We start from the raw sequence: 21,966 nt of genomic DNA, 5'->3' as shown, positions 1-21,966 counted from the left end.
AGAAGTATGTCATCCCAACCGCGGTTAACGCTGTGATTAAAGCAATCGTAAAAGCGACGAAATTCCACTAATTTTTAGTGCAAGATAATTAAATGCAACGAGCGTTATCAAGAGATAGCAGGCTGATAGAAATATATTTTTAATTAGACGCGTTGAGTGTTCACTACTCATAATCATATCCTGTATCTTTCAGCGTCTTGATTGATGATAGTTAAATATATCCTTTACTCTAATTTTTAAATAGATCTAATTTTGTCTTATCGCATTAACGATTTCTTAACCAACTTACATGTTCGATTCTTTTTAATACACTCATATAAATATACATCCCCACCTCCTCCCATCACATCAACATTTTCCAGAGAAAGGCGATCTTCAAAAAAAAACACCTCAACAACCTCATGGTTGTTTTCAATCAATGTTTTGAATCTATCTACCTCATTTTTTTTGGGGAATAAAGCCCATGAATTAGCCCATGCCCAAGTCTCATCATTTGTTAAAATGATCTGACTCGCAACCGAGTTTGTTACAAAAAATAGTATGAAAATCAAAAAATCCGACCTTTTCATTTTATTTTTGAAACTCCATTTCCAGATTTTTTAGTATTATATTCCCATCGACTTCCGTCAGGCGTTGCTAAGTAACAAACAAATTCTTTTCTTCCCACGGAGTCTATGCTTGCACCTGTTATGTCTCTTGGCGAGTAATGTAAACTGTCATATGCATCGTTTTCTTTTGAAGTTTTATTTCCTTCCGCATCAGAGTAATTGCCGTGAGTATGGTACGTTCCTACCTTATCTGCCCCTTGGGGGCAAGAGACGCCCGAGAAGTTTATACCATCATGATCGTTGTTTGTAATAGCTTTAGTGTAAAAGTACTCATTATCTTTTTTACAAACAAAACCTCCATATTCTTTATTCTCCCGTACTGATTTTGAGTTTATTTTGTCCATAGCATGCAGCCCTGCCTCGCCTGAACTTTTAAATTTAAGATCTGAAAGCCCCTCAGGATCTATGCCTGACGTTGGTTCCAAAGCATAAGCATATAAATTCCACCCCCCTCTTAACCCAATCGGATCCTGCGTAATATATCTTCCCTGCATCGGGTCATAATAACGGTGCCGGTTGTAATGCAACCCCGATTCTTCGTCGTAATGCTGGCCCTGCATTCTGATGGGCTGGCGCAGTTTGTACGGGTTGAAAATATCCACCGCGTTGCCCCAGACGTCCATCACTGCGCTCCATTCCACTTTGCTGGTTTTGTGGTTGATCAGCGCAATGGGTGTGCCGAGATGGTCGCAGTGATAGAGGTGAATTTTCAGCGCCTCGCCCTGCGGCATCGGGTCGAGCCACGGCGCGAGGTTTTCGGCTTTCAGGCCGACGGCGTCCAGCCACTGCTGATTGTCGTCGCTGAGGTGGTTTTTACGGATGTCCTTTTCGATTTCATTCAGGCGCAGATGCAGTTCAGTCGGCAACGCGCTGCCGTTTTCCTCTTCGAGTTTTTCTGCCAGCGAGCGGTGGCTGTCCTCCATGCGGGCGTGTTCGGCGCGCAGCAGCGGGACGAAGCTGTTGGGGTGATAAATCGTGTGCAGCTGAGTGTCGCGGTTTTCGGTCAGCACCAGCCGGTTGCCGTCCCAGCCGAACCAGATGTTTTGGGTTTCTGTTTCGCCGGACTGCGGATGGAGTTGCGTCACGTGCTTGCCGACGCGCCGCCCGAGCGGGTCATAGATATAGCGCGCCTGCGTCTGAATCTGGCCGTCCTCTTCCATTGTCAGCCGCGTCAGCCGGTGCGCCTGGTCATAGGTAAAATGGCTGATAGCCCCGCGCGGCGCTTCCCGCCAGCCGGCGCGGTACGGGCGTTTTTCCGTCAGGTTGCCAAATTTGTCGTGTTCATAAATGTACCGCTCGTCGCGCTGGATGCGGTTGTGATACCAGACCGGCAGCGTGTCGGTCAGCGGCGTGTTCAGGTCGGGATGTGTGCAGTTGCGGTTGCCGGCGGCGTCTGTGAAGGTGGCGAGAAAACCGTCGGGCGAGCTGACGCTGTTCAGTCGTCCGGCCGGGGTATAGGCGTAATGGTGGTCACCGAGGCCGTTGGTCATCTGCATCATCTGACCGGCGGTGTTGTAGTGATAATGGCGTTTCAGGTTGGGATGGCCGACCTCCGGCGTGTGCTGCGCGGCGAGTTGTCCGGTGAGTGAATAGGTATTTTCACTCTGCCAGCCGTCGCTGAACCGGCGGGTGGTTTCGCGGTGAAGTTTGTCGCGGGTGATTTCCAGCAGCACGTCATCGCCGAGTTTTACGCCCAGAAGATGGCCGGGGCCGTAAGTTTGCCAGCGGATTTCCGGCAGGCCGTCGTAGCGGACGGCGGATTCAAAGCCGCGCACGTCGAAGCCGCGCACCGCGGTGTGCTGCCAGAGCAGGTCTCCGTGGGCGTTGCGGATTATCTGCCGTTCGCCGTTAAGGTTGTCATTCGCGTCGTACTGAAAGCGCACGCTGACCAGATGGGTTTCGCTGCGGTGGGCGGTTTCGGTGACGCGCCCGGCGGCGTCATACTGCCAGAGCACGTCGTCCGGACCGTCGTTCGTTTCGGGGCGCTGCTGGCGGATAAGCTGGCCTTCATCATCGTAATGCCAGTGCGTCATCAGCCCGGCATCGTCGCTGCGGATTAGCTGACCGGCGATGTTGTACTGATAACTCTGCACGCGCCCGTCAAAGGCAACCTCCTGAATCAGCCGGTCCATGACGTCGTAGCTGAATTTCGTGTCAGCGCCGTTTTCGTTAACCAGCCGCATCAGCCTTCCGGCGCTGTCGAACTCAGTCTGACGGGTCAGCCCGCCTTCGTTTTGTGCGGTTGGATTACCGCGCTCGTCATAGGTTTGCGTGCTCTGGCTGCCGTCCGGTCGGGTGACGGTGATGACGTCTCCGGCGGCGTTATATTCCCAAACCGTTTTCCCGCCCGCACTGTCCTCACGCGACATCCGACGCCCGCGCGCATCGTACGCAAAGCGGGTTTTCATTCCTTCTTCGTGCAGGATTTCGACCGGCTGACCGTCGCGGTTATAGCGGTAAGTCGTTTTGAAACCGGAGCAGTCGGTGAAAGCGGCCAGCAAACCGGCTGCGTTCCATTCCAGCGTCTGACGCCCGCCCGCCGCGTCTTCGGTGGCGCACGGCAAAGCGCTTTTATCGTCTGCATAGTGGTAGCGGCGGGTCTGGTGCAGCGCGTCGGTGTCAGCGGTCAGACGGCCCAGTGCATCATATTCCCTGCTCACGCGGCGTCCGTCGGGCGCGGTGCTGCAAACCAGCTGCCCTTGTTTGTTGTAGTTGAACTGGCTGCGCTTTTCGCCGCCCGGATGCAGGATCGCGCCCAGCGTGCCACTGGCCGGGTTGATATGAAATTCGGTGATGCGCCCGGAAGCGTCGGTCTGGGATATCAGCTGGCCGCGGTTATTAAATTTACTCTCTACAGCGCTGCCGTCGGCCTGTTCAAGTCTGACCACGCGGCGTAATCCCTTTTCACCCTCGAAGTGATAAACGCGTAAGCGCCCCAGGCTGTCGGTAACACGTGTCTGGTTTTTGGAGTATTCAAACTGATAACTCAGACCACCGGGATTGACTTGCGAAATGACTTTGCCGTCCGCGTCGTACACGTAGCGGGATGCCGGACGTCCGGCGTAGCGATGGGCAACCATCAGGCCGGTGTTTTCGCTGTGCCAGTCAAACTCCCGAACCACTTCGCCCGCGCGGTCACAGACGGTTTTCAGTTCGCCGCGTGGCGTGAAGTCGTAGCGCACCAGCGGTTTTAAAGGTAAATCAGGAAACGCTAAATCTTTCGTCAGCCAGACGGCGGAAAGCCGCACGCCACAATCAGAACCCCAGCCAGTGTTCAGCGCGGGTTTGAAATCCGGCAGCATGACTAATTCAAGGCGAAAGCGCCGCCCGCAGCTGTCGGTGACGCCGGTAATCTGCCCGGCGAATTCGCCTTCGGCGTCGCGATGATAATTAAGATGATGACCAAAGCGGTCGCACAAACCAAAAAGCACATGTGAAGACGGCAGCGGACGCGGCAATACGTCTTCCGCAGTTTCGGGTAACTGCACGCAGCCTAAAATCCACCACGGCCCGGTGGCGTCATTGGCCACAAAATAATGATGCGGACTGTTGCGGAGTTCCTCCGGCAGCGCCTGCCAGAGCTTGCTGAGCGGATGCGCCTCGTTTTGCTTATCCGCACCGCCGCGTGCCAGCCAGAGATTTTCTCTGTGGCTGAAGGCGATATGCCCCGGCGGAAGATGATGAAAATGAATGCTCCGCCCCGAATTGTCGTTGAGGATAAGTTCGTCGGTGCGGATTTGCAGGCGGATATCCGCCGCCGCCGCCCAGCCGGGGCCGAACATCCCGACCGGCGCGGGCGTATCGGTTTTATAGCTGCTGTAAGCACGCGAAAGGACGAAAGGCAAAGAAGCGGGCAGTGCGATATCGGTCTCGCCCGGCAGGACTTTGGCACCGAGGGATGGGTTAACGGGGCTGCCTTCCAACACCCCGCCGGGGCAAACCGAGCACGCCACACCGGTAGGTGCGCCAATCATCACGCCGAGCGAGCCCTGAACAATCGGGCCGCCGATGGCGGTATTATCGCCCTGACGGGCGGCAGGGAATCCGGTCATGAGTAAATCCTTTTAAGCAAAACGTCCGTGGAATGATTGATTTGAAAGCGAGGTATTTATCGTTTTATTCACGGAATAAATACAAACAAATCAACAAGATGATGGAAGTTAAACGTTAAAGGGAATGTGCGTTGTGAGGGGGTTCACAAAGAATTAAGCATTAAGCAGGGGTTAAATATTCGCTACATCCGTAGGCGATGAAATTGATATACCGGAGAGAGGGTGTGCAGAAAAATATGGCTATATAAATTAGTGTATTAAATGAGGTTTGCCCTCAGTTTTCGCACGTCGGCTCAAATGCGAGTGACAGATTCAAACGAAGGATAAGACCCTAAGCCAGAGCAAAGCACAAAAAAGACCCGAAAAGGATGAATATTTCCGGATCTTTACGAAGCGACCGGGCTGATAGGCCGAACCTTCATTAATCGGCAGTGAGGCCCAACTGAGCCTCGCTTTTTTATGCCTGAACGGCCTGAAATCAGTTCTGCACCCAGCCTTTCTTAATCGGGAAGGCGAATCCGAAGCGGTACACTTTGCACATCATCGCGTTAATCTGCTCACCGAAGAGGTTCCACAACAGTTGCGCGAAAAGGCAACCGAGCATGCCGACCAGTAATCCGCCCAGCATATCCAGCGGCCAGTGAATGCCCAGATAAATACGTGACCACGCGATGGCGATGGCCGTCACCATCAGCAGCGCGCCCGACCAGATACGGTGCCAGAACAGGAATGAAAGCGCGAAAGTGAAAATCGCTGTGCCGTGGTCGCTGGGGAATGACTCATCCGGCGCATGATGCAGGAAGTTATAACCAAAACCTTCAACGAAAGGGCGTGCGTGAGGGAACAGCATCGAGAGCGTTTTGGCCGTCGTCATCGCAAAGAGCAGCGCAATGGTGGTTTTACTGACCAGTTCACGCTGCTGGCCGATCTGGTCGCGCTGCCCCCAAAGCCAGAGGCCGACAATCAGAAGCGGGACGATGATAATCAGGTCATTGGCCAGAAAAGTCGCCAGACTGATCAGCGCGTGCGGCGAATCGGGCGTCGCATTGATCCATAAAAACACCAGATGATTCAGTTGCTCCATAAAACTACCCTCGTATTTATAGGCCAAATAGATAAGCCAATCAGACAGGCCAAAATAGCCATCAAAAAATTAAAATCCGCTAACCCACTGACAGCAGGTAAAAAACTGGATGCCACGTTAGTTTGTGCTGCCTGTGAGGTAAAGGGGGTATCGTCTGAATATCCGCATTCGTTGAACGGCGGTATAGTTTCGCGATGAAATAGAGTGTAAAGAGAAGAACTTAAGGAAGCCTTAAGCAGGCGGGAGGACGAGCCTCCCGGCGCAATTGCCTGACTGAAAAAATGAAAGGAAAAGTGTCTGAGAAGACGATTAGCGAGGTTTTTGCACAGACATCAGGAACAGCATCGGACGTTCAGCCTCTTCGGCCAGCGCCGGTTGCGCAGAGATTTGTTCCGCCGACGGCCCCCACTCATTAAGCTCACGGATAACAAAACCCGCATCAATGAGCAGACGAATGTACGTCCCCAGCGTGCGGTGCTGCTTGACCACGCCTTCGGCAAACCAGTTTGTGATGCGTTTACCTTCATGCTGATAACCCTCGACCGGCCAGGTTTTTTGTCCGCTTTCTTTGATCAACCAGGACGGGCTGGAAGGCGCGGTATAGATCGGGTGCTCAGCCGAGAACACAAAATTGCCGCCGGGTTTGAGCGCGTGAAATACCGTTCGCAGCAGCGCGGGCAGGGCTTCGATGTAATGAAGTGTGAGTGAGCTGTAAGCCAGATCGAAAGAAGCTTCCGGCAGCGTCAGGCTTTCAAGATCCTGATGCGCATAATGGATGGCGCTGTCGCAGGTCATAGAACGTGCTTTTTCGAGCATTTTCTCTGAAACATCGAGCCCCAAAACCTCCGCAGCACCGGCATCGTGCGCAGCACGGCAAAACCAGCCGTAGCCACAACCCAGATCGACGATGTGCACGCCTTGCAGATCAGGCAACATCGCTTTGAGTGAAGGCCATTCCGGCGCACCTTCCAGCCCGAACTGCGAACGTCCGAGTTGCGCGTAGCCTTCAAAAAAGGCCGGATCATCGTAAATATTTTGCGTCATATGCATGACTCCTATAAAAATAATCTTCATTGCCAATCCACTTTGGCCTGAACATTGTAGTAAAAATCAGACAGGAGAGCAGCAAAATGGACATTCGTCAGGCCACGCAGGCCGACCAGCACGAACTGCAAATGCTGGGCCGTGAGACCTATCGCCACTATTTTGGCGACCTGTGGCAAAATAGTGACGAGCTGGAACAGTTTCTGGCCGATGATTTCAGCAACGAAGAAATGCAGAACACGCTTGAGAGCCCGGATCACCGCTGGCTGGTGTTACAGGAACAGGGGGAAGCGGTCGGTTTTGCCAAAGTACAGTTCGATCAGCCTCTTGAGGGGGCAGAAGGGCATGGGGCGAAGTTGTGCAAACTGTATTTCAAACCCCAAAGTCGGGCGCGCGGGCTGGGCGCAATCCTGTTTGATGCCGTGGAAACCGCAGCCCGTGAAAACGGACAACCGTGCTTGTGGCTGACGGTTTTGCAAAGTAACCTCCCGGCTATCGGATTTTATCAGCGTCAGGGCATGCATCAGGTCGCCGGGACGGCCTATGTCACGGCAACGCAAACCACTCCATTGTGGATCATGAAAAAGGATATCAATGATTAAATTACGTCTTGGCGGTCTGTTTATCACGCTCGAAGCCGGGGAAGATATTCCCTATGCGCCGGAGTTTTGTGAGCATTACACCTACCTTATTCATCCGGCCGAAGAAGGCTTTGAAATATTGCGTTATGACGCGTATTCCGGCTGGCATAAACGTCCTGATCAGATATTTGAAGACGGCCATCAGGCATTTGTATTTGCGTATCAGGCATATGAAAAAGAGTGGAATCAGACTGACGGACGTTTAGGCGGTAAGGGTCAGCGCCTCGAACGAATTATGTAAACTCCCGCACGGAATTGATGTTTAAAAAGCCACCATCTTGGTGGTTTTTTATTAACCAGAAGGTGAATTATCTCACTGGAATATACAAAACCTTACACAGAATATCTTTAATTTGACGGGCAAATTTGCCTGCTGACTCTGCCAAAAGTGGATATTATCACTTCGATTCAGAATAGTTTCTGTAATTAACTATAATTAAAATACTCTATTATTCCACCCTAATTGGTTGTTTTTAAATGAAAATATTACAATGGGTTGTGTGATATTCATATAAACGTTTTCCAAACGAAACTTATTTCAAATATTTACAGGTTGCAACCAAACTTCTCATCGTTTAATTTTACGCACGTCAATTCCGGGCCATAAGAAGGGAAGTTATAACTTCACGGCAACCGGATAATAACACTTGCCAGATGGCATTTTAGACGGCTTATAAATAATCAAGGATATTGATGATGAAATTACGCGTACTTTCTCTGGTCATTCCCGCTCTGATGATGGCTGGCACCGCCGGCGCTGCTGAAATCTATAATAAAGACGGCAACAAACTCGACCTGTTCGGTAAAGTGGACGGTCTGCATTATTTCTCCAACGATGACAGCACTGATGGCGACCAGTCTTATATGCGTCTGGGCTTCCGTGGTGAAACGCAGATTAATAACGAACTGACCGGTTACGGTGAGTGGGAATATCAGGCAGCCCTGAACTCTGCGGAAAGCGCTGATAACAACAATTTCACCCGTGTCGGTTTTGCGGGTCTGAAATTTGGCCAGTGGGGTTCACTGGACTACGGCCGTAACTACGGCGTGATGTATGACGTCGCAGCCTGGACCGACGTTCTGCCTGAATTCGGCGGCGACACCTATGGCGCGGACAACTTCATGTTCCAGCGTGCCAACGGCGTGCTGACTTACCGTAACAAAGGCTTCTTCGGCGCAGTCGACGGTCTGGATGTTGCCGTTCAGTATCAGGGCAAAAACGGCAGCGCAACTGAATCCAACAATGGTCGCGATGTATTAGCGCAGAACGGCGACGGCTACGGCATGTCCCTGACTTATGACCTGGGCGAAGGCTTCAGCGCGGCTGCAGCAATGATGGCTTCTGACCGTACCAACGAGCAGAACGGTCGTAACAACCCGGCAATCATTGGTAACGGCGACAAAGCTACCGCGTACAGCGGCGGCCTGAAATATGACGCGAACAATATCTACCTGGCGGCGATGTACACCCAAAGCTACAACGCCAACCGCTTTGGTAAAGCAGGCAGCACCGCTTACGGTTATGCAGATAAAGCGCAAAACTTCGAAGCTGTGGCACAGTACCAGTTCGATTTCGGTCTGCGTCCGTCTGTTGCCTACGTGCAGTCTCACGCACGTAATGTCCCAGGTTACAGCAACCAGAACCTGACCAAATATGTTGATATCGGTGCGTCTTACTTCTTCAACAAAAACATGCTGACCTACGTGGATTACAAAATTAACCTGATGGATGACACCCGCCTGACCCGCGATGCTGGCATCAATACCGACGACGTTGTGGCCGTAGGCCTGGTTTATCAGTTCTGATAAACCGACGCTGCCCTCAAAGTTGAGGGCATCTGCGTCTCTCGTGTCTGAATCTCCCGCTGAAAGGCGGGAGATGACCTTTCTCACAAAATCTTATCCCCCGCGCTTTCCCCTGTGTTTTCGTTCAGGCATTATTCCGGCACGTGAAGTTCGTATCCGACGACGGAGAGCCGCCAATGACTGATCACGCTACACCCAATCTTCCCTCCCGTGATTTCGCAGAGACTCAACGCTTTTACAGCAGTTTTGGTTTTACTACCGGCTATATCGACGACAGCTGGCTCATCATGAGCCGCGGCAGCATCACGCTGGAGTTTTTCCTGCACGTTGATCTCGACCCGCTCACCAGCTGGTTCAGCTGCTGCCTGCGCGTGGATGATGCGGATGCCATTTTTGATGAGTTTATAGCCGCCGGAATAGGGCAGGACAGAACAACGCGCCCATGCGTCCATCTGCCAGAAATGCAGCCATGGGGATTAAAAATGGGTGCGCTGATTGATATCGACGGAACGTTGTTACGGGTGATTGAGAATTAGCGAAAAATTTTTATTTTTCAGAAAAGAAAAAACCCGACAATCTTGAACCTAAAAAGGCGGGATTGACGGGCTCTCCAAATTTGGGGACTTCAAAGAAAAGCAGTGGCACTAATTAAGACTTCGCTCCACTTCAAAAGTTCGCGCAATGTGGCAAAAATATAAAAAAAATATTGATTTTTTTTTGCCACATTACTGATCAAGTAGTTACGTCAGGCTCCAGGCCAGATGATGACGATCAGCGTCCCCGCGAGTGTCAGTAATACGTTAGCAATTGCGTAGGTTCCTGCATAACCCAGTGCCGGAATGTTGCTGCGGGCCGTGTCGCTGATGATTTCCATGGCCGGTGCGCAGGTGCGTGCGCCCATGATGGCACCGAACAATAATGCCCGGTTCATGCGCAGAACGTAGGCACCAAAGATGAAGCAAATCACCACCGGTACCAGGCTCACGATCAGGCCGGACAGCAACATTTGTCCGCCGACTGCGCCAAGGCCGTTGTTGATCCCCGCCCCGGCGCTCAGGCCGACGCCTGCCATAAAGACCATCAGGCCGAACTCTTTCACCATATTCAGTGCACCCTGCGGGATGTAGCCGAAAGTAGGGTGGTTGGCGCGCAGGAAGCCGAGCATGATACCGGCGAACAGCAGGCCCGCAGCGTTACCAATTCCGAAGCTGAAGCTCTTGAACTGGAAGGTGATCAGTCCGATCATCAGGCCAACGATGAAGAAGGCGCAGAAGGCGAGCAAATCGGTGAGCTGGCTGTGGACGGAGATAAAGCCGATGCGCTCTGCCACGCTTTTCACGCGGCGTGCGTCGCCGCTGACCTGCAACACATCGCCTTTGTTGAGCACGATGCTGTCGTCGATAGGCATTTCAATCTGGCTGCGGATCACGCGGTTAAGGAAGCAACCCTGATCGGTCAGATTGAGCTGGCTCAGCCGTTTGCCGACCGCGTGATTGTTTTTCACCACCACTTCTTCCGTCACGATGCGCATATCGAGCAGGTCACGGTCGAAAACTTCTTTCCCGTTACGGAAACTCGGATCAAGGCGTGAATGCGCGTCCGGATAACCGACCAGCGAGATTTCATCGCCGACCTGCAATACCGCATCACCGTCCGGTGTCGCCAGAATTCCATTGCGGCGGATACGTTCGATATAGCAACCTGTCTGGCGGTAAATGCCCAGTTCACGCAGGTTTTTGCCATCCGCCCAGGCGACCAGCTCCTGCCCGACGCGATAGGCGCGGATCACCGGAAGATAGACTTTGCGCTTGCTGTCCGTATCCAGACCACGTTCACGGGCAATCTGCTGCGCACTGGTCGGGAGATCCTGATGTTGGAGTTTCGGCAAATAGCGTGCGCCGAAGATCAGGCTGACCAGCCCGATCAGGTACGTCAGCGCGTAGCCGAGGCTCAGGTTATCCAGTGCGGGGCTGAGCGTATTACTGCCCGCGAGGGTATTGCGCAGGGTATCGCCCGCGCCCACCAGAACCGGTGTGGATGTCATGGATCCGGCGAGCATACCGGCGGTGAGACCGATGTCCCAGCCGAAAAACTTGCCCAGTCCGAGCGCAAGAAGCATCGCGCTGCCGACCATGACCAGCGCCAGCATCAGATAATTTTTGCCATCCCGGAAGAAAATTGAAAAAAAGTTAGGACCGGCTTCGACACCCACACAAAAAATAAACAGCATGAACCCGAGGTTGAGTGCTTCGGTGTTAATGCTGAAATGTTGCTGGCCTAAAAGCAGCGAAACCACTAATACGCCAATAGAATTTCCGAGCTGAACGGAACCCAGGCGAATTTTCCCCAGGCACAAGCCCAGTGCCAAAACCACAAATAATAACAGGATGTAATTCCCGTTTAACAAACTAGCGACGTTTATGTTCACAAGGATAACTTATTGTTTACCAACAAATTCTTGATATAGGAGAATGTAAAGGATAAATTCAGATCCAGAAAATTCCTACTTTTTAAAACACCTTTATTTCTCAAACAGTGAAATAGAAAAGCAGGATTCGGGCGTCATTTTAGTCACAGAACGTCTGTTCAGCCAGAGAAAAGCCCGTATAAATCAACTGAACGCTTTTTTTGTGTTTCGCGGGATTGCGGAACGCGTCAGGGAAGTGAGCCGGCAAGGCTCTGTCAGGTAAAAATGACCGCATTACATGCAGTACATAAGGCCTGTAAATCTCGCCAACTTTAAGGAGGAAGTCAGATGGCATTTTTGCGAAAGTTAATAGCTCCGCTATTTTGTTGCATTATGTTTATCATAATTTTTATTTCGTTAAAAAATAGCTGGATAGCGGTTAGGGATATAACACCGGGTCCGGAATACGGGCTGCTGTTATTTTTATTGCCGGGTCTGCTGACCGGGCTTTTTTATCGCGATTCAGCGATAGTTTCCTCTTTTCTTGGCGCGCTGATTTCAGTACCTGTCTGCACATTGCTGCGCATGGCATTTTACCCGCGTGTGCGCCCGCTGGTGCAGGAAGTGGCTTACGCAACCAGTGCAATATTCTGGTGTGTGCTGGGCGCGATGCTGATACAGCTGCTTTTTACTGCCTATAAACAGTTTAAACAGCACCGCTAATCCGTTTCGATGCCATAAAAAAAGGCGCTCACTGAGCGCCTTTTTGCTGAGTTCAGAACCACTTAGTTGCTGAACAGAGCCAGATGTTCTTTGGCATAGGCTTCAAAATCAGTGAAGCCGCCAATGTGTTTCTGATCAAGGAAGATCTGCGGAACGGTTTCAACCGGCTTACCCACGGTTTTTTCCAGGTCAGCTTTAGAGATGCCTTCCGCGTGGATATCGATGTAGCGGAAGTTGAAATCATCACGTTCTTCAGTCAGTTTTTCAGCCAACTCTTTTGCACGTACACAATAAGGACAGCCAGGACGCCCGAAAATTACTGCAAACATGGAGACTCCTTTGTTAATGCCAGCGAGATAAATGAAAGGGGAGTGACTATTTTTGTTAAGCGCATCACCTTTTTGATGTCGCTACTATGCCTGTTGCAAACCATAAAAAAAAGCAGGAATTACCTGTCGGTCTGATACCTTCTGCCTATCTAAATGAAGAATCAGGCCTTTTTCGTCCCTGCACATTGTTACAGCATTTGGTGTCACAAGCCTTGCAAACAGGGCGCACAGCATGAATGATTGCAGGATCTGTTTCCGCCTTTTCATCCGTTCAGGAATTTTTAAATGACGCCGACTATTGATCTTCTGCGTTCACACCGTTCTATCCGTTCTTTTACCGGCCAGCCGGTATCCGACGAACAGCGTGAGGCGATCATTGCTGCCGCGCAATCTGCCTCGACTTCCAGCTTTTTGCAGTGTTCTTCGATTATTCGTGTGACCGATCCGGCGCTGCGTGAAAAATTAGTGCAGTACACCGGTGGCCAGCAATACGTGGCCAGTGCCGCTGAATTTTGGGTGTTTTGTGCCGATTTCAACCGCAATTTGCAGATTAACCCGGAAGCACAACTGGGGCTGGCGGAACAGTTACTGCTCGGCTGCGTGGATACCGCACTGATGGCGCAAAACGCCATGATCGCGGCTGAATCACTCGGGCTGGGCGGCGTGTTCATCGGTGGGATCCGTAATCAGGTAGAAGACGTTGTCGCGCTGCTGAAATTGCCGAAATTTGTGATGCCGTTGTTCGGTTTTTGTATCGGGACTCCGGCACAGGATCATCAGGTCAAGCCGCGTATGCCGCAGTCTATGCTGGTTCATGAAAACAACTATCAGCCGCTGGATAAAGAACGTCTGGCGCAATATGACGAAGAACTCAGCGCGTATTATCTGCAACGCGACAGCAATGCGCGTCACGATACCTGGAGCGCGCTGATTATCCGTACCCTGAAAAAGGAACAGCGTCCGTTTATGCTGGACGCATTACATAAGCAAGGTTGGGCAACACGCTAATCGGCGACGGAGTGTCGGATGAAGATTGCAATTCTTTCCCGTGACGGGTCTTTGTATTCGTGTAAACGGCTGCGGGAAGCCGCAGAAGCCCGCGGGCATGAGATCGACATTATCGATCCGCTTTCCTGCTATATGAACATCAATCCGGCCGCGCCGAGCGTGCATTATCGCGGGCGTCAGCTGGAGAAGTATGACGCCGTGATCCCGCGCATCGGTTCCGCCATTACGTTTTACGGTACCGCCGTGCTGCGCCAGTTTGAAATGCTGGGGAGTTTTCCTCTCAATGAATCCGTGGCGATTACCCGCGCGCGCGATAAGTTGCGTTCCATGCAGATTCTGGCGCGGGAAGGCATCGATTTGCCGATTACCGGCTTTGCCAATGCGCCGGACGATACGTCGGATTTGATCGCGCTGGTCGGCGGTGCGCCGCTGGTGGTGAAACTGGTCGAAGGCACGCAGGGCATCGGCGTGGTGCTGGCGGAAACCCGTCAGGCGGCGGAAAGCGTGATTGACGCCTTCCGCGGGCTGAATGCGCACATTCTGGTTCAGGAATATATCCGCGAAGCCGAAGGGCGCGACATCCGCTGTCTGGTGGTGGGTAAACGCGTGGTGGCGGCGATTGAACGTCAGGCTAAACCGGGCGATTTCCGTTCCAATCTTCATCGCGGCGGAACCGCGACCAACGTCAAAATCACGCCGGAAGAGAAAGAAATTGCAGTGAAAGCCGCACTGACGCTGGGGCTGGACGTCGCCGGGGTGGATATTTTGCGTGCGCACCGTGGCCCGCTGGTGATGGAAGTCAACGCTTCGCCGGGGCTGGAAGGTATCGAAACCACAACCGGCCTGGATATCGCGGGCATGATGATTGATTACATCGAACAGCGGGCGAAGCCGGGATTCCGGCTCAAATCTGGCGGCTAAATCTTATTTACCGGGACTAATGTGCATCAAACGGCCTTTGGTCGTAGCGCTGTCCGGCAATATTCCGTAAGCTATGACCCCCTTCGTAACGCTGCGGGTGTTGCGAAGGCGTGGTTATTCTCGTTGTTTTGAACTTATGAGGCATTCTATGGATTCGCTCATCGTCCCTGATTTGGCGCTGCTGCGGCGCTGGCTGGATCAGCTGGGCATTTCTTTTTTCGAGTGTGATTCTTGTCAGGCTCTTCATTTGCCGCATATGCAGAATTTTGATGGCATTTTTGATGCCAAACTCGATATCGTGGATAACGTCATTTTGTTCTCCGCGCTGGCCGAAGTAAAACCAACGGCGCTGATCCCGCTGGTGGCTGATCTGAGCTCGATTAACGCCAGCTCGCTGACCATCAAGGCCTTTGTTGATATTCAGGATGACAACCTGCCGAAGCTGATTGTTTGCCAGTCGCTGACGATCGCCGTGGGTGTCACTGAAGAGCAATTTGCCTTCTTCCTGCAACAGGCCGAAGAGCAGATGTCGATGATTATTCTTGAAGCCCACGCCAATGATCTGCTGTTCCTTGGCGATGATGAAGAAGGCTCTCCGGCCATTTCCGTGAACCTGCCTTTGTTGCACTAAACCCCGTTTGTCGTTTTACGCCCTCTGAAGATTCTTTCCTGCGAGCCGTGCTTATTGCGGCTCCGCTGCCTTTATTCGCTTTCGCCATAAGTTATGCTGCGTTTGTGCCTGTGTTGCCAGATATTTCACTTTGTTAAAAGCCAAAATGCCAGACGGTATAGACTAAATCTGCATAATTAATCGATAAACGCCGGTTTTGTCTCAGGAGGCTGGTACAGGGGGGTTGCAGGCGCTATGCTTCTGACTCTGCACCACGCGTGATTACGTCGTAAAACCAAACGGTTAATTCGCAGGCAGCGTATGCGTCAACGTTGAATGTCTATGCATATTGGCAGGCTCATGTTGGCTTTCGTGTGAAAGGTTTTGTATCAGTCTGAATGATACAAATTCAATTTATATTCCCCTGTCTTGGAGGTAGTAACGGATGTTCACCCTGCGTAAAAAGTGGTTATCGGGTGTTGTCGCCGGTCTGGTTATGGCCGCGTCCGTCACAGCGTCTGCGGAAGAGAAAACGCTGCATATCTATAACTGGTCCGATTATATCGCGCCAAACACCGTGCTAGATTTCCAGAAGGAAACCGGCATTAAAGTGGTTTACGACGTGTTTGACTCCAACGAAGTGCTGGAAGGCAAACTGATGGCAGGAAGCACCGGCTTCGATCTGGTCGTGCCGTCAGCCAGTTTCCTTGAGCGCCAGTTGTCCGCAGGCGTATTCCAGCCGCTGGATAAGAGCAAACTGCCAAACTACAAAAATCTCGATCCTGATTTGCTCAAAATGGTGGCACAGCATGATCCGGGTAACAAATACGCAATTCCTTATCTCTGGGCGACCACCGGCATCGGCTATAACGTCGATAAAGTGAAAGCCGTGCTGGGTAAAGATGCGCCGGTAGACAGCTGGGATCTGGTGCTTAAACCTGAAAACTTAGAGAAACTGAAAAGCTGCGGCGTGTCATTCCTCGACGCACCGGCGGAAATTTACGCCACCGTGCTCAACTATCTGCACCTGGATCCGAACAGCACCAAAGCCTCGGATTACACCGGTGCCGCAAACGATTTGTTGCTGAAACTCCGTCCGAATATCCGTTATTTCCACTCTTCTCAGTACATCAACGATCTGGCCAACGGCGACATCTGTGTGGCGATTGGCTGGGCGGGCGATGTGATGCAGGCGTCTAACCGCGCCAAAGAAGCGAAAAACGGCGTGAACGTGGCGTACAGCATTCCAAAAGAAGGCGCGCTGGCGTTCTTCGACGTCTTCGCCATTCCGGCGGATGCGAAAAACCTCGACGAAGCTTACCAGTTCCTGAACTACCTGATGGAACCGAAAGTGATCGCGCAAATCAGTAACACTGTTTACTACGCGAGCGGCAACAAAGCGGCAACGCCTCTGGTGAATGAAAATGTGCGCAATAACCCTGGCATTTATCCGCCGGCAGATGTGCAGGCCAAACTCTTCAGCCTGAAAGTTCAGGATCCGAAGATTGACCGCGTAATTACACGCTCGTGGACCAAGGTAAAAACGGGTAAGTAAATACTCTTCATCCTTCAGGTCGCCTCTGCGTTGGCTGCGTGAACGCGCCCCGGTCACTGACTTGTGTCAGCTCCCGGGGACTTGCTCACTTGCCGCCTTGATGCAACCAGAATGATTTTGAGTATTACGTTAGCGGCTCCGCATATTCACTGCGGGGCCGCTGGCATTTTGTTTCAGGCCGCTTTTGGGCATAGAAATCAGGCACTTTTCCCCTGACTGTTATGCTTATTTGATACAGCTTCATTTTGATACCGGAGATTTCTCTGAGTGAACGACGCCATTCCCGCCCTCAGCCTAAGTCCCAGAAAGGTTTCACGCCTTTACTGGAGATCCGCAATTTAACCAAATCTTTTGACGGTCAGGCCGCCGTGGATGATGTCAGCCTGACCATCTACAAAGGGGAGATTTTTGCACTGCTCGGCGCGTCCGGCTGTGGGAAATCAACACTGTTGCGTATGCTCGCCGGTTTTGAGCAGCCCACGCAGGGGCAGATTGTGCTCGATGGCGTGGATCTCTCGCATGTGCCGCCGTATCAGCGTCCGATCAACATGATGTTCCAGTCCTACGCGCTGTTCCCGCACATGACGGTTGAACAAAACATCGCGTTCGGGCTCAAGCAGGACAAATTGCCGTCGGCGGAAATCAAAAGCCGCGTGGCAGAAATGCTGACGCTGGTTCACATGCAGGAGTTTGCCAAACGTAAGCCGCATCAGCTTTCCGGCGGTCAGCGTCAGCGCGTGGCATTAGCCCGCAGTCTGGCGAAACGGCCAAAATTATTGCTGCTCGATGAACCAATGGGCGCGCTGGATAAAAAACTGCGTGACCGTATGCAACTCGAAGTAGTCGATATTCTCGAGCGCGTCGGCGCGACCTGCGTGATGGTGACGCACGATCAGGAAGAAGCCATGACCATGGCGGGGCGTATCGCCATCATGAACCGTGGCAAATTTGTGCAAATCGGCGAACCGGAAGAAATTTACGAGCACCCGACCAGCCGCTTCAGCGCCGAATTTATCGGTTCGGTGAACGTGTTTGAAGGCGTGCTGAAAGAACGTCTGGATGATGCGTTAGTGCTGACGTCGCCGGGGCTTATGCATCCGCTGAAAGTCGATGCGGATGTCTCTGTGGTGGACGGCGTGCCGGTATTTGTCGCACTGCGTCCGGAAAAAATCATGCTCAGCGAAGACGTGCCGGAAGACGGTTGCAACTTTGCGGTGGGTGAAGTCGTGAATATCGCGTATCTGGGCGATTTGTCGATTTATCACGTCAAGTTACACAGCGGTCAGATGATCACGGCGCAATTGCAGAACGGTCACCGTTTCCGCAAAGGCATGCCGACCTGGGGCGACGAAGTGCGTCTGTGCTGGGAAGCCGACAGTTGTGTTGTGCTGACGGTTTAAGGAGACGACGATGTCTGTGATTTCTGAAGTGACGACCGCTAAACCTCCGGGTGGAGCCAAAGCCCTGATCGGACGCCTGCAACAACGTCATGGCCGCAAGCTGGTGATTTTATTGCCGCTGGTGTGGTTCCTGCTGCTGTTTTTATTGCCGTTCCTGATTGTGTTCAAAATCAGTTTCGCCGAGATGGCGCGCGCCATTCCGCCGTATACCGATCTGGTGACATGGACAGACGGTATGCTGGATATTGCGCTCAATATCGGTAACTACATCGGCCTCACGCAGGATCCGCTGTACATCGATGCCTATCTGCAATCGCTGGAAGTGGCTGCGATTTCCACGATTCTGTGTCTGCTGATCGGTTATCCGCTGGCCTGGGCCGTGGCGCACAGCAGCAAATCCATGCGCAACATTTTGCTGTTGCTGGTGATCCTGCCGTCGTGGACCTCATTCCTGATCCGCGTCTACGCCTGGATTGGCATTCTCAAAGATAACGGCGTGCTGAACAACGTGCTGCTCTGGATGCATGTCATCGACCAGCCGCTGGTGATTTTGCACACCAATCTGGCGGTCTATATCGGGATTGTGTACTCGTATCTGCCGTTTATGATCCTGCCGATTTACACCGCGCTGACCCGAATGGATTACTCGCTGGTGGAAGCGGCGTCCGATCTCGGTGCACGGCCGATGAAAACCTTCTTCAAAGTGATCATGCCGCTGACCAAAGGCGGGATTATTGCCGGTTCCATGCTGGTCTTTATTCCGGCAGTCGGCGAGTACGTGATCCCGGAACTGCTCGGCGGCCCGGACAGCAACATGATCGGGCGCGTCTTGTGGCAGGAATTCTTCAACAACCGCGACTGGCCGGTGGCGTCTGCGGTGGCGGTGGTTATGCTGTTGCTGCTGATCATGCCGATCCTGTGGTTCCAGAAATACCAAAACAAAGAGCTGGGAGACAAAGAATGAATCAGTTACCGGTTGTTCGTTCGCCTTGGCGAATTCTTATTCTGGTGCTCGGCTTTACGTTTTTGTATGCGCCGATGCTGATGCTGGTTATTTATTCGTTTAACAGTTCCAAGCTTGTTACGGTCTGGGCGGGCTGGTCTACCCGCTGGTATACTCAGCTTTTCCATGATTCTGCGATGATTAGCGCGGTGGGCATGAGCCTGACGATTGCTACCGCAGCCGCCACCATGGCGGTGATTGTCGGTACGCTGGCGGCGGTGGTGATGGTGCGATTCCGGCGTTTTCGTGGCTCGACGGGTTTTGCGTTTATGCTGACAGCGCCGCTGGTTATGCCGGATGTGATTACCGGTCTGGCGCTGCTGTTGCTGTTTGTGGCGATGGGGCACGCTTTTGGCTGGCCGGCTGAGCGCGGCATGTTCACCATCTGGCTGGCGCATGTGACGTTTTGTAGTGCGTATGTGGCGGTGGTGGTGTCGGCGAGATTACGTGAACTGGATCGTTCCATTGAAGAAGCCGCGATGGATTTAGGCGCTGCGCCAGTGAAAGTCTTCTTCATCATTACGCTGCCGATGATCCTGCCCGCGCTGATTTCCGGCTGGCTGCTGGCGTTTACGCTGTCGCTCGACGATCTGGTTATCGCCAGTTTTGTCGCCGGGCCGGGCGCTACGACCTTGCCAATGCTGGTCTTCGCCAGCGTGCGCATGGGCGTTAACCCGGAAATCAACGCACTGGCGACGCTCATCCTGCTGGTGGTGGGCATCATCGGGATGATTGCCTGGTGGTTTATGTCCAGAGCCGAGAAGCAAAGAATTAAGGACATCCAGCGCGCAGCGCGAAATTAATCTCCGTTGTCCTTCGGGCTGCCGCAATGCAGCCCGAATGTTTCAGGGGGGCAGGCGTTGAATACAATAAGAAAAGGACACGACACGGAAGTATGAAACTGGCATTTATCCCTGTTCCCGTCATGATTGCAGCCTCGGCGATTATTGCCACGCGCTGCCTTGAGTTTATTTTGCTGTTTGACGCCATGGGTTTTTCAGGGCTGATGAGCTTTATTGAGGTCAGCGCAGAGTCCTGGCTGAACTGTTTTATTCTGCTGGCCAGCCTGCTGATTGTACTGATTGAATGCCGGGCGGCGTACGCGATGATGCGTGCGCGGATCTGGGGGCGCAGGGCGTTCATTGGCTGTCAGGTGGTTGTGGTGGGTTATATGTTGCTGGCCTCATTCGAATGGTTCGGGCCGCGTATTTTTCGCTTTGATGTCGACACGCAGGGCGAATTTCTCACCGCGCTGCTGGTGCAAAAAATCCCAGACATTGTGGTTCTGCTCCTGCTTTTCGTGCCAGCCAGCAGCCGCCGCTACTTTGCCAAACGTAAATAGCCCCTGTCGCAGGTGAGCCTTTCAGGCCGCGTGGTGATACACTGCGCGCCAGATTTTTCCCCGTATTCGATGACCGGAATTCTTTCATGCACTGCGCACTTTATACCGCCGGAACCTGCCGCTCATGTCAGTGGCTCGACACGCCTTATTCGCAACAGTTAGCCGACAAACAGCGGGATTTACACTCTCTGCTGGAAGGTTTGCCGGTGGGAGAATGGCGCGAACCGGTGACCGGGCCGGAAAGTGCGTTTCGCAATAAAGCGAAAATGGTGGTCAGCGGCAGCGTGGAGCGCCCGTTGCTCGGCATGTTACACCGTGACGGCACGCCGGTGGATTTATGCGAATGTCCGCTGTATCCCGCCCGTTTCCCGGCTGTGTTTTCCGTGCTCAAAACCTTTATCGCCCGCGCCGGTCTGACGCCGTATAACGTGGCGCGTAAGCGTGGCGAGCTGAAATTCCTGTTACTCACCGAAAGCCAGAAAGACGGCGGCATGATGCTGCGTTTTGTTCTGCGTTCCGAAGCCAAACTTGCCCAGTTGCGCGCCGCGCTGCCGTGGTTGCAACAGCAATTACCGCAACTGACCGTGATTTCGGCCAACATCCAGCCGGTGCATATGGCGATCCTCGAAGGCGACACCGAAATTCCGCTGACCGACGTGCAACGTCTCGAAGAAGAATTTAACCATGTCCCGCTGTTTATCCGACCGCAGAGCTTCTTCCAGACCAATCCGCAGGTCGCTGAACGCCTTTACGCCACCGCGCGCGACTGGGTGCGTGAGCGCGGCAATATTGCCAGCATGTGGGATTTATTTTGCGGCGTCGGCGGTTTTGGCCTGCATTGCGCCACGCCGGACATGAAACTGACCGGCATTGAAATCAGCGCAGAGGCAATCGCCTGTGCGAAGGAATCAGCCAGCCGTCTGGGGCTGAAAAACGTCGAATTCCAGGCGCTGGATTCCACCGGTTTTGCGACCGGAAAAGGCGAAGTCCCGGATCTGGTGCTGGTGAATCCGCCACGGCGCGGCATCGGCAAAACGCTGTGTGATTACCTGAGCCAGATGGCGCCGGACACCATTTTGTATTCCAGCTGCAATGCGCAGACGATGGCAAAGGATCTGGCTTTGTTGCCGGGCTACGCGATTGCGCGCGTCCAGCTTTTCGACATGTTCCCGCACACCGCGCATTACGAAGTGATGGCGCTGCTGACGCGGGAAATATAAGAGTATTAATAAGCTGAGATTATTACGTATCTGTATTATCGATATTCCAGAAAGGAATCGGTAAGAATTTCAGCTATTAACCGATATCACTATTCGGAAAATCTTTACATCGCATCGGGTAAAGTTGATTTGCTTCACAAATAAATCTTTTAATCTTTGAAATTATCTCGCCGCACTGTTTTTTATTTTTAAATCCGTTATGTTTGCTCCCGG

General features: G+C 52.6%; 19 protein-coding genes and 1 pseudogene. 14 read left to right on the top strand and 6 right to left on the bottom strand.

Annotated features, from left to right (window positions below):
* Nucleotides 1-257 precede the first annotated feature (257 nt).
* The 4 genes from BV494_RS07250 to BV494_RS07235 form a co-directional block, all read right to left on the bottom strand.
* Nucleotides 258-569 (bottom strand): hypothetical protein, encoded by a 312-nt coding sequence (locus BV494_RS07250; protein ID WP_104922253.1) that lies wholly within the window; start codon nucleotides 567-569, stop codon nucleotides 258-260.
* A complete protein-coding gene (locus BV494_RS07245) occupies nucleotides 566-4,660 on the bottom strand; it encodes an RHS repeat-associated core domain-containing protein (RefSeq protein WP_104922252.1) in 4,095 nt (1,364 codons plus the stop codon). The genes BV494_RS07250 and BV494_RS07245 overlap by 4 nt, the downstream gene beginning before the upstream one ends.
* Before the next feature lie 478 nt (nucleotides 4,661-5,138).
* Nucleotides 5,139-5,744 (bottom strand): undecaprenyl-diphosphate phosphatase, encoded by a 606-nt coding sequence (gene ybjG / locus BV494_RS07240; protein ID WP_104922251.1) that lies wholly within the window; start codon nucleotides 5,742-5,744, stop codon nucleotides 5,139-5,141.
* A gap of 309 nt (nucleotides 5,745-6,053) precedes the next feature.
* A complete protein-coding gene (locus BV494_RS07235; RefSeq protein ID WP_104922250.1) occupies nucleotides 6,054-6,788 on the bottom strand; it encodes a class I SAM-dependent methyltransferase in 735 nt (244 codons plus the stop codon).
* 86 nt (nucleotides 6,789-6,874) lie between these two features.
* Here BV494_RS07235 and BV494_RS07230 point away from each other — a divergent pair, with 86 nt between their 5' ends.
* From BV494_RS07230 to BV494_RS07215, 4 genes are all read left to right on the top strand, one after another.
* On the top strand, nucleotides 6,875-7,390 hold the full coding sequence (locus tag BV494_RS07230) for a GNAT family N-acetyltransferase (RefSeq protein WP_104922249.1): 516 nt from the start codon (nucleotides 6,875-6,877) through the stop codon (nucleotides 7,388-7,390).
* Entirely contained in the window at nucleotides 7,383-7,670 is a 288-nt protein-coding gene (locus BV494_RS07225) for a hypothetical protein (protein WP_104922248.1), read from the top strand. The genes BV494_RS07230 and BV494_RS07225 overlap by 8 nt, the downstream gene beginning before the upstream one ends.
* 455 nt (nucleotides 7,671-8,125) lie before the next feature.
* Nucleotides 8,126-9,235: a porin OmpC gene (gene ompC / locus BV494_RS07220; RefSeq protein ID WP_104922247.1), complete on the top strand. Its 1,110-nt coding sequence runs from the start codon at nucleotides 8,126-8,128 to the stop codon at nucleotides 9,233-9,235.
* Between the two features lie 176 nt (nucleotides 9,236-9,411).
* Nucleotides 9,412-9,771, top strand: a complete 360-nt coding sequence (locus BV494_RS07215) for a bleomycin resistance protein (RefSeq protein ID WP_104922246.1) — start codon at nucleotides 9,412-9,414, stop codon at nucleotides 9,769-9,771.
* A 209-nt stretch (nucleotides 9,772-9,980) separates the two neighbouring features.
* Here the strand turns inward: BV494_RS07215 and BV494_RS07210 are convergent, their stop codons facing one another.
* The gene (locus BV494_RS07210; protein ID WP_104922245.1) at nucleotides 9,981-11,663 is read right to left on the bottom strand and encodes an aspartate:alanine antiporter; all 1,683 of its coding nucleotides are present in this window, start codon (nucleotides 11,661-11,663) and stop codon (nucleotides 9,981-9,983) included.
* A 327-nt stretch (nucleotides 11,664-11,990) separates the two neighbouring features.
* On the opposite strand from BV494_RS07210, the gene ybjM reads away from it, so the two are divergent.
* On the top strand, nucleotides 11,991-12,365 hold the full coding sequence (gene ybjM, locus BV494_RS07205; RefSeq protein ID WP_104922244.1) for an inner membrane protein YbjM: 375 nt from the start codon (nucleotides 11,991-11,993) through the stop codon (nucleotides 12,363-12,365).
* A gap of 62 nt (nucleotides 12,366-12,427) precedes the next feature.
* Here the strand turns inward: ybjM and BV494_RS07200 are convergent, their stop codons facing one another.
* Nucleotides 12,428-12,694: a GrxA family glutaredoxin gene (locus tag BV494_RS07200; RefSeq protein ID WP_104922243.1), complete on the bottom strand. Its 267-nt coding sequence runs from the start codon at nucleotides 12,692-12,694 to the stop codon at nucleotides 12,428-12,430.
* Between the two features lie 285 nt (nucleotides 12,695-12,979).
* On the opposite strand from BV494_RS07200, the gene nfsA reads away from it, so the two are divergent.
* The 9 genes and pseudogenes from nfsA (at nucleotide 12,980) to rlmC (ending at nucleotide 21,753) form a co-directional block, all read left to right on the top strand.
* Nucleotides 12,980-13,702 carry an oxygen-insensitive NADPH nitroreductase gene (gene nfsA / locus BV494_RS07195; RefSeq protein WP_104922242.1) on the top strand — a complete coding sequence of 241 codons (723 nt, stop codon included), beginning with the start codon at nucleotides 12,980-12,982 and terminating at the stop codon, nucleotides 13,700-13,702.
* Nucleotides 13,703-13,720: 18 nt separating this feature from the next.
* A complete protein-coding gene (gene rimK, locus BV494_RS07190; protein WP_104922241.1) occupies nucleotides 13,721-14,623 on the top strand; it encodes a 30S ribosomal protein S6--L-glutamate ligase in 903 nt (300 codons plus the stop codon).
* Between the two features lie 148 nt (nucleotides 14,624-14,771).
* Nucleotides 14,772-15,254, top strand: coding sequence for a type III secretion system chaperone family protein (locus tag BV494_RS07185; protein ID WP_104922240.1), 483 nt, complete (start codon nucleotides 14,772-14,774; stop codon nucleotides 15,252-15,254).
* 424 nt (nucleotides 15,255-15,678) lie between these two features.
* Nucleotides 15,679-16,788: a spermidine/putrescine ABC transporter substrate-binding protein PotF gene (gene potF / locus BV494_RS07180; protein WP_104922239.1), complete on the top strand. Its 1,110-nt coding sequence runs from the start codon at nucleotides 15,679-15,681 to the stop codon at nucleotides 16,786-16,788.
* A gap of 267 nt (nucleotides 16,789-17,055) precedes the next feature.
* A pseudogene (gene potG, locus BV494_RS07170) lies at nucleotides 17,056-18,188 on the top strand (putrescine ABC transporter ATP-binding subunit PotG).
* Nucleotides 18,189-18,198: 10 nt separating this feature from the next.
* The gene (gene potH / locus BV494_RS07165) at nucleotides 18,199-19,152 is read left to right on the top strand and encodes a putrescine ABC transporter permease PotH (RefSeq protein WP_104922238.1); all 954 of its coding nucleotides are present in this window, start codon (nucleotides 18,199-18,201) and stop codon (nucleotides 19,150-19,152) included.
* Nucleotides 19,149-19,994: a putrescine ABC transporter permease PotI gene (gene potI, locus BV494_RS07160; protein ID WP_104922237.1), complete on the top strand. Its 846-nt coding sequence runs from the start codon at nucleotides 19,149-19,151 to the stop codon at nucleotides 19,992-19,994. Before potH ends, potI begins: the two co-directional genes overlap by 4 nt.
* Before the next feature lie 92 nt (nucleotides 19,995-20,086).
* Nucleotides 20,087-20,533 carry a YbjO family protein gene (locus BV494_RS07155; protein ID WP_104922236.1) on the top strand — a complete coding sequence of 149 codons (447 nt, stop codon included), beginning with the start codon at nucleotides 20,087-20,089 and terminating at the stop codon, nucleotides 20,531-20,533.
* An 86-nt stretch (nucleotides 20,534-20,619) separates the two neighbouring features.
* Nucleotides 20,620-21,753: a 23S rRNA (uracil(747)-C(5))-methyltransferase RlmC gene (gene rlmC / locus BV494_RS07150; RefSeq protein ID WP_104922235.1), complete on the top strand. Its 1,134-nt coding sequence runs from the start codon at nucleotides 20,620-20,622 to the stop codon at nucleotides 21,751-21,753.
* Nucleotides 21,754-21,966: the final 213 nt, after the last annotated feature.

The sequence above is a fragment of the Rahnella sikkimica genome (genome assembly GCF_002951615.1).
In the GTDB taxonomy this organism is placed as follows: Bacteria; Pseudomonadota; Gammaproteobacteria; order Enterobacterales; family Enterobacteriaceae; genus Rahnella; species Rahnella sikkimica.
Note: the sequence above shows the minus strand (reverse complement) of the source record. Positions and strands in the feature narration are given on the sequence as shown.

Bases quoted from the DNA above. Each gene is read 5' to 3' on its own strand.
- rlmC (WP_104922235.1), top strand. From the start codon at position 20,620: ATGCACTGCGCACTTTATACCGCCGGAACCTGCCGCTCATGTCAGTGG.
- BV494_RS07215 (WP_104922246.1), top strand. From the start codon at position 9,412: ATGACTGATCACGCTACACCCAATCTTCCCTCCCGTGATTTCGCAGAG.
- rimK (WP_104922241.1), top strand. From the start codon at position 13,721: ATGAAGATTGCAATTCTTTCCCGTGACGGGTCTTTGTATTCGTGTAAA.
- potI (WP_104922237.1), top strand. From the start codon at position 19,149: ATGAATCAGTTACCGGTTGTTCGTTCGCCTTGGCGAATTCTTATTCTG.
- BV494_RS07225 (WP_104922248.1), top strand. From the start codon at position 7,383: ATGATTAAATTACGTCTTGGCGGTCTGTTTATCACGCTCGAAGCCGGG.
- potH (WP_104922238.1), top strand. From the start codon at position 18,199: ATGTCTGTGATTTCTGAAGTGACGACCGCTAAACCTCCGGGTGGAGCC.
- BV494_RS07185 (WP_104922240.1), top strand. From the start codon at position 14,772: ATGGATTCGCTCATCGTCCCTGATTTGGCGCTGCTGCGGCGCTGGCTG.
- ybjG (WP_104922251.1), bottom strand. From the start codon at position 5,744: ATGGAGCAACTGAATCATCTGGTGTTTTTATGGATCAATGCGACGCCC.
- BV494_RS07155 (WP_104922236.1), top strand. From the start codon at position 20,087: ATGAAACTGGCATTTATCCCTGTTCCCGTCATGATTGCAGCCTCGGCG.
- BV494_RS07200 (WP_104922243.1), bottom strand. From the start codon at position 12,694: ATGTTTGCAGTAATTTTCGGGCGTCCTGGCTGTCCTTATTGTGTACGT.
- ybjM (WP_104922244.1), top strand. From the start codon at position 11,991: ATGGCATTTTTGCGAAAGTTAATAGCTCCGCTATTTTGTTGCATTATG.
- BV494_RS07235 (WP_104922250.1), bottom strand. From the start codon at position 6,788: ATGACGCAAAATATTTACGATGATCCGGCCTTTTTTGAAGGCTACGCG.
- BV494_RS07250 (WP_104922253.1), bottom strand. From the start codon at position 569: ATGAAAAGGTCGGATTTTTTGATTTTCATACTATTTTTTGTAACAAAC.
- BV494_RS07230 (WP_104922249.1), top strand. From the start codon at position 6,875: ATGGACATTCGTCAGGCCACGCAGGCCGACCAGCACGAACTGCAAATG.
- ompC (WP_104922247.1), top strand. From the start codon at position 8,126: ATGAAATTACGCGTACTTTCTCTGGTCATTCCCGCTCTGATGATGGCT.
- nfsA (WP_104922242.1), top strand. From the start codon at position 12,980: ATGACGCCGACTATTGATCTTCTGCGTTCACACCGTTCTATCCGTTCT.
- potF (WP_104922239.1), top strand. From the start codon at position 15,679: ATGTTCACCCTGCGTAAAAAGTGGTTATCGGGTGTTGTCGCCGGTCTG.
- BV494_RS07245 (WP_104922252.1), bottom strand. From the start codon at position 4,660: ATGACCGGATTCCCTGCCGCCCGTCAGGGCGATAATACCGCCATCGGC.